Genomic DNA, 6,544 nt, shown 5'->3' on the forward strand with positions numbered 1-6,544 from the left:
TTTGTCTACTAATTGAAAAAATTAAAAAATGAATGCACACGAAATAGATTATAAAATTTACGGCGAAGAAATGCAATTTGTCGAAATTGAATTGGATCCACAAGAAACTGTTGTAGCAGAAGCAGGTAGTTTTATGATGATGGATGATGGCGTAAAAATGGAAACAATTTTTGGCGATGGTTCTCAACAAAGTGGTGGAATTTTCGGAAAATTATTAAATGCTGGAAAACGAATGTTAACAGGTGAAGGTTTGTTTATGACTTCGTACACGAATTACGGACAAGGAAAAAAGAAAGCTTCTTTTGCTGCACCATATCCAGGAAAAATTGTTCCGATTGATTTACCAGAGGTAAATGGGAAATTTATCTGTCAAAAAGATGCTTTTCTTTGTTCTGCTAAAGGAGTTTCGGTTGGAATTGAATTTAATCGAAAGTTAGGAACTGGACTTTTTGGAGGAGAAGGTTTCATTATGCAAAAATTAGAAGGCGACGGAATGGCTTTCATTCATGCTGGTGGAACATTGCATCGTCGAGTTTTACAAGCTGGCGAAGTCTTAAAAGTTGATACAGGTTGTATTGTTGGTTTCGAACAATCTGTTCATTACGATATCGAATTTATAGGCGGAATTAAAAATACATTTTTCGGAGGAGAAGGTGTTTTCTTTGCAACTTTGAGAGGTCCAGGAGTTGTGTATATTCAGTCTTTACCTTTTAGTCGATTGGCTGATCGAATTATTGCTCATGCACCTTCTGCAGGTGGTTCTTCTCAAGGCGAAGGATCTATTTTAGGAGGTTTAGGAAGATTAATTGATGGTGATTAAAATTTAATTTTATAAAAAAGAGTTTCAAATTGAAACTCTTTTTTTGAGCTCTACGTAAAACCGTAATTTATTTCGATTGATTTTTCTTATTTTTAATAAAAATTTCATCGTTTGAAAAAACTTCTATTAACCGTTATTTTTTGTTCAGGATTTACTTTTGGACAAAATATTTTATCTTTTAGTAATGATCAATATAGCGGGATTAACGGTAGTGTTTTTTCTCCGACAACTCCATATTTAATCCGAATAAATGGGATGTAAATATTATTTCTGAGGATATTTTATTCAGAAATGATTACGTCTATATATCCGATCAAAACGTATTAGGCTTAATAAAAGGTGAAACAAAATCAGCAAATATAAAAGCTGGCATAAGAGGTGAAACGCATTCTAATATTATAGATTTCACAACTAAAAATACGATTTCTTATCATTTGGAAAATGATCTTATGGGACCTTCCGTTTCTTTTAAAAAGAAAATTAATAATCAAACTTATCGTCTTGGAATTTTTACCCGACTTCGTACACAAGGTTCTATTAAAGATTTAGATAATTATTTTCGTTTTAGTAATCAAAATGAAATAGAACCAAAAAATTATGCGTTTGAACCAACAAAGACAAATGCAATGAATTGGGCTGAATTAGGCTTAAACGTTGCAACAAATTTGTACATAACTAATACTTCTGAAGTAATTATTGGTGCAAATATTAAATATCTTTTGGGTTTAGATGGGGCATATATCAAAAGTAAAAACGCGATAAAATTAGAAGCAGAACCAAGCTTATCAGGTACATTTGATCATTCCAAACTAGATATTTATGCCTCAAATTATGATATAGAAGCAGGATATTCTACCAATTATGATTTTGATCGAGATAAATATGTTTTTCGAAATAGAGGAAATGGAGTTGGAATAGATTTAGGAATTTCTTTTGTGAACAGAAGAGCGAATGATGAATTATATGATTTCAAATTTTCGGCAAATTTATTAGATGTTGGATTAGTGAAATTCAGAGGCGATAACCATCATTTCTACAATCCTTCACAAAGAATTCAACTTCGTAATAATCCAAATTTAGATGGAGTTGAATTTGAAAGTGTTGATCAATATTTAGGACTTTTGAGCAAAGAAGTTTATGGAGATGAGACAAAATCTAAAACGGGAAATAATTTTTCAATCGGTTTACCAACCAGTTTACATCTTAATCTAAGTAAAAAAATTATCGAAAATCATTACTTAAATTTCAATTGGATGCAACGAATTCCAGTTTTTGAAAATAGTTTGAAACGTATCAATGTGCTACAAACGTCTTATACTATCCAAAAAGATGGATTTGGAATTGGACCTTCCCTTTCTATCTATGATTATGAAAATGTAACGTTTGGTGGTTATGTAAGAATTGGCCCTCTGATTTTGGGCAGTGATAATGCAATTCCAATCGTTTTCAAACAGAAAAAATTAACTTCTGCAAACTTTTATTTTGGATTAAAATTTTACCCTTTTTGGGATAATGAAGCTAAGAGACGAAGTAGAGAACCTTGTGAATGTGAATAAAAAAACCTTTTACGCAAAACGTAAAAGGTTTAAAAAATATTTCTATTTATTTTGTTAAAATTAGTCAATAGCTTTGACAACCGCTTTTTCAGCTTCTTTTCTTGTCCCGTCGAAACCATCAACACCAGAAACTGTTGTGTATTTCAAGACAAATTTTTTCCCAGGATTCATTCTATTGTAAACAGACTGACACATTAAAGTTGCTTCGTGAAAACCACATAAAATCAACTTCAATTTTCCTGGATAAGTATTTACGTCACCAATTGCATAAATCCCTTCAATATTTGTTTGATAATCTAATGCATTATTTACTTTGATGGCATTTTTCTCAATTTCCAATCCCCAATTTGCAATAGGACCTAATTTTGGAGAAAGACCAAACAATGGAATAAAATAATCTGTTTCAAGTTCAAAAGTTTCTTCACCTTTTTCGATTACCAAACTTTCTACTTTTCCTTCACCTTTGATTCCAGTAATTTCAGCAGGAGTAACCAAATTAATTTTTCCTGCTTTTTTCAATTCAATTACTTTATCAACAGAATCCAACGCTCCACGAAACTCATTTCTTCTGTGTACTAACGTGACTTCCGCAGCTACATCAGCCAAGAAAATAGACCAATCTAAAGCAGAATCTCCACCACCAGCAATTACGATTTTTTTATCACGGAACAATTCAGGATTTTTCACAAAATACTCTACTCCGTTTTCTTCGTATGCTTCGATGTTTTCGATAATTGGTTTACGAGGCTCAAAAGATCCAAGACCACCCGCAATCGCAACTGCTTTTCCTTGTACTTGCGTTCCTTTATTAGTTGTTACAATAAAAGTTCCGTCTTCTTGCTTATCGATTGTTGCAGCTTGTTCGTTTAATGTAAAACCTGGCTCAAATTGTTTGATTTGCTCCATCAAATTATCAATCAATTCACCTGCACCAACAGAAGGATAACCAGGAATATCAAAAATTGGTTTTTTGGGATACAATTCTGTCAATTGCCCTCCAGGCTGAGGAAGAGCATCAATAATATGACATCTCATTTTTAATAAACCTGCTTCGAAAACGGCAAAAAGACCAGTTGGCCCAGCTCCGATTATAACTATATCTGTTTGAATCATTTTTTTGAATTTTATTTAGAACGTTACTAAATTGAATGCAAATTTAATGAATTTGAACAGATTAATCGATGATTATCATCAGAAGTCCAATAATATTTATTGATAATAAAAAAGATAGGATTGATATCAAGCTCATCAAAATTCATTCAACTTTTAAGCTTAATCTTTAATAATTAAATTTCGATGTTCAACTCCCCAGCTAGATAAAAGACTTATAACATTCGTTAATTTTTTTCCATGATCAGTCAGCTTGTACTCAATTGTAATTGGTCTTGTACTTATAATTTCTCTGGTAACAAGTTTATTTATCTCTAACTCTTTTAGCTCTTTGCTCAACATTTTGTTAGATATTCCTTCAAGATCTTTTAATATTTCAGAAAATCTTCTTTTTTTATTGTAGCATATAGATGCTAAAACTGGTATTTTCCATTTCCCACTCAACACATACATCGCATCATTCACGGACTTTACATGAGAAAAACATTCGTCTTTTGAAAAAACTTTATCCATAAGTTACTTTGTTTACTTTTTGTTACTGTATATTATCTATACTTAGTTACAAAAATAAACAAGGATATTGTAGGTTTGCCTAAAAAGTAACAATAAATGGAGAAATTTACATTAATCATAAAATTTGAAACAGAGGAAAAAAACAAGGACAGATTTTTACAAGAATTGATCAATCTATTTCATCAACTCTACAAAAATGAAGAAAACTTTGTGAAAGCTAGCATTCATCAAAATGAACATAACAAAAATGAAATTCTAGTTTATGAAGTTTGGAAAAATATTTCTTTTGAAGATTTTATAACTATTCAATTAAAAAAGCAATACGCTTTAGAATGGGAAAAATTATTAGTTGAAATGGACATAAAAAGAGAACCAAAAGTATATTCTACTCTGGCTAATTTCAATTCATAAAAAAAGACAAATTCAATAATGAATTTGTCTTTTGAAGTTGTAGCGAAGAGCAGAATCGAACTGCCGACCTCAGGGTTATGAATCCTGCGCTCTAACCATCTGAGCTACCTCGCCTTGTTTTTAGTGGTGCAAATATAAGAGGTTATTTTCGATTAAAACAAATCTTTTTTGAAATATTTTCAATAAAAAGTCGCTTAAATAGGCTAATCAATTGAATTTCATTAAAATTAAAATCACATTTTTTTGAAGAAAATATTATCCACAAAAAAATCCTCAAGCAAAACTTGAGGATTTTGATATTTTATCTGCTTTTCTACTTACGCTAAAGCATTTTTGATACGTGTCATTGCTTCTTTCAACTCTTCTACAGACGCCGCATACGAAATACGAATACAATTTTTAGATCCGAAAGCCGAACCTGAAACAACCGCAACTTGCGCATGCTCTAATAAATATAAAGCCAAATCATCTGCATTGTTAATTGTAACACCATTGTACGTATTTCCGAAAGTTGCCGTAACATCTGGGAACAAATAGAAAGCTCCTTTTGGTTCGTTCACTTTGAACGTTGGAATTTCTCTTGCCCAACCCAACATCAATTCACGACGTTCTGCAAACGCATCAACCATGTATTGAACTGAACTTGGATCTGCTTCTAAAGCCGTAATTGCTGCACGTTGCGCAATAGATGTTGCTCCCGAAGTCACTTGCCCTTGTAATGTTTCGCATGCTTTTGCTAACCAAGCTGGCGCTCCAATGAAACCGATTCTCCAACCTGTCATCGCGAAAGCTTTTGCTAAACCATTTACAGTTACCGTTTGGTTATAAACTTCTGGGAAAGATGCTATCGAAACATTTTTTTCTCCGTAAACAATGTGCTCATAAATCTCGTCCGAAATAATAATTACATCTGGATATTTAGCTAAAACAGTCGCTAAACCTTGCAATTCTTCTCTTGTATAAACAGATCCTGATGGATTACAAGGAGATGAATAAATAATTGCACGCGTTTTATCTGTAATTGCAGCCTCTAATTGTGCTGGTGTAATTTTGAAATCAGCTTCTAAAGTTCCTTCCACAAAAACTGGCGTTCCTCCTGATAATTCTACGATATCTGAATAAGAAACCCAATAAGGTGTTGGAATAATTACTTCAGTTCCTTCGTCTACAATTGCTTGTAAAACATTATAAATAGATTGTTTTGCTCCTGTAGAAACAACAACTTGATTTGCTGTATATTCAATATTGTTATCACGTTTAAACTTCTTACAAATCGTTTCCTTCAAATCTGCATACCCTGCAATTGGAGGATATCCTGAATAATTATCGTCGATAGCTTTTTTAGCTGCCTCCTTGATAAAATCTGGTGTATTGAAATCTGGTTCTCCAATACTTAAACTAATCACATCGATTCCCTGTGATTTTAATTCTCTTGCTTTCGCAGACATTGCAATAGTTGCAGATGGTTTCAAATTCTGTAAACGCTTTGAAAGTTGCATAATATTTGTGTGTTATTTGTAATGTAACAATTTATTATTGCGAAGATACTTTTTTCTCCGTAGAATTTTGTTACTTTTAATCATTAAAAATCTAAGAATAAAATAAAAAATTATGGCTGAAATTACATTCAAAGGAAATCCTATTCATACAGGCGGAGATTTACCAACAGTTGGTGAAAAAGCCCCAAGTTTTGCTTTAACAGCAGGCGATTTAAGCGACAAAACATTGGCTGATTATGCTGGAAAAAATGTTGTTTTAAATATTTTCCCAAGTGTTGACACTGGTGTTTGTGCGCAATCTGTACGAACTTTCAACAAAGAAGTTTCTTCTGCTGCAAATACAGTTGTGTTATGTATTTCGAAAGATTTACCTTTCGCTTTATCTCGTTTTTGTGCTGCCGAAGGTTTGGATAATGTAGTGACTTTATCTGATTTCAAAAATGAAGAGTTTGCAAATGCTTATGGCGTAAAAATGGTTGATGGACCATTAAATGGATTATTTTCTCGCGCAGTTGTGGTGATTAATCCAAATGGAGAAGTTGCTTACACAGAGCAAGTTCCTGAAATTGGACAAGAACCAGATTACACACACGCTTTAGCAGCAATTAAGTAATCAAAATAGTCAAAACAAAAAG

Annotated in this window: 7 protein-coding genes and 1 tRNA gene; 4 read left to right on the forward strand and 4 right to left on the reverse strand. The window is 32.4% G+C overall.

Going from position 1 to position 6,544, the window contains the following annotated elements:
- Window positions 1-28: 28 nt before the first annotated feature.
- Together B2217_RS00425 and B2217_RS00430 are read left to right on the forward strand one after the other, a co-directional pair.
- Window positions 29-820 (forward strand): TIGR00266 family protein, encoded by a 792-nt coding sequence (locus B2217_RS00425; RefSeq protein WP_038332593.1) that lies wholly within the window; start codon window positions 29-31, stop codon window positions 818-820.
- 398 nt (window positions 821-1,218) lie between these two features.
- Window positions 1,219-2,376 carry a DUF5723 family protein gene (locus tag B2217_RS00430; RefSeq protein WP_347880916.1) on the forward strand — a complete coding sequence of 386 codons (1,158 nt, stop codon included), beginning with the start codon at window positions 1,219-1,221 and terminating at the stop codon, window positions 2,374-2,376.
- Between the two features lie 60 nt (window positions 2,377-2,436).
- Here B2217_RS00430 and B2217_RS00435 read toward each other — a convergent pair whose 3' ends face one another.
- Both B2217_RS00435 and B2217_RS00440 read right to left on the reverse strand, forming a co-directional pair.
- Window positions 2,437-3,489 (reverse strand): NAD(P)/FAD-dependent oxidoreductase, encoded by a 1,053-nt coding sequence (locus tag B2217_RS00435; RefSeq protein WP_180905221.1) that lies wholly within the window; start codon window positions 3,487-3,489, stop codon window positions 2,437-2,439.
- Between the two features lie 159 nt (window positions 3,490-3,648).
- Entirely contained in the window at window positions 3,649-3,999 is a 351-nt protein-coding gene (locus tag B2217_RS00440) for a winged helix-turn-helix transcriptional regulator (RefSeq protein WP_180905222.1), read from the reverse strand.
- Between the two features lie 96 nt (window positions 4,000-4,095).
- Between B2217_RS00440 and B2217_RS00445 the strand changes: the two genes are divergently transcribed.
- On the forward strand, window positions 4,096-4,410 hold the full coding sequence (locus B2217_RS00445) for an antibiotic biosynthesis monooxygenase (RefSeq protein WP_280045216.1): 315 nt from the start codon (window positions 4,096-4,098) through the stop codon (window positions 4,408-4,410).
- A gap of 40 nt (window positions 4,411-4,450) precedes the next feature.
- On the opposite strand, the gene B2217_RS00450 is transcribed toward B2217_RS00445, so the two are convergent.
- Window positions 4,451-4,524: transfer RNA gene (locus B2217_RS00450), tRNA-Met, on the reverse strand.
- Between the two features lie 203 nt (window positions 4,525-4,727).
- Window positions 4,728-5,909 carry a pyridoxal phosphate-dependent aminotransferase gene (locus B2217_RS00455; protein WP_280045215.1) on the reverse strand — a complete coding sequence of 394 codons (1,182 nt, stop codon included), beginning with the start codon at window positions 5,907-5,909 and terminating at the stop codon, window positions 4,728-4,730.
- Between the two features lie 112 nt (window positions 5,910-6,021).
- Between B2217_RS00455 and tpx the strand changes: the two genes are divergently transcribed.
- Window positions 6,022-6,522 (forward strand): thiol peroxidase, encoded by a 501-nt coding sequence (gene tpx, locus B2217_RS00460; protein WP_221854500.1) that lies wholly within the window; start codon window positions 6,022-6,024, stop codon window positions 6,520-6,522.
- Window positions 6,523-6,544: the final 22 nt, after the last annotated feature.

It is taken from the genome of Empedobacter sp. UBA7620 (genome assembly GCF_002484185.1).
Classification (GTDB): domain Bacteria; phylum Bacteroidota; class Bacteroidia; order Flavobacteriales; family Weeksellaceae; genus Empedobacter; species Empedobacter falsenii_C.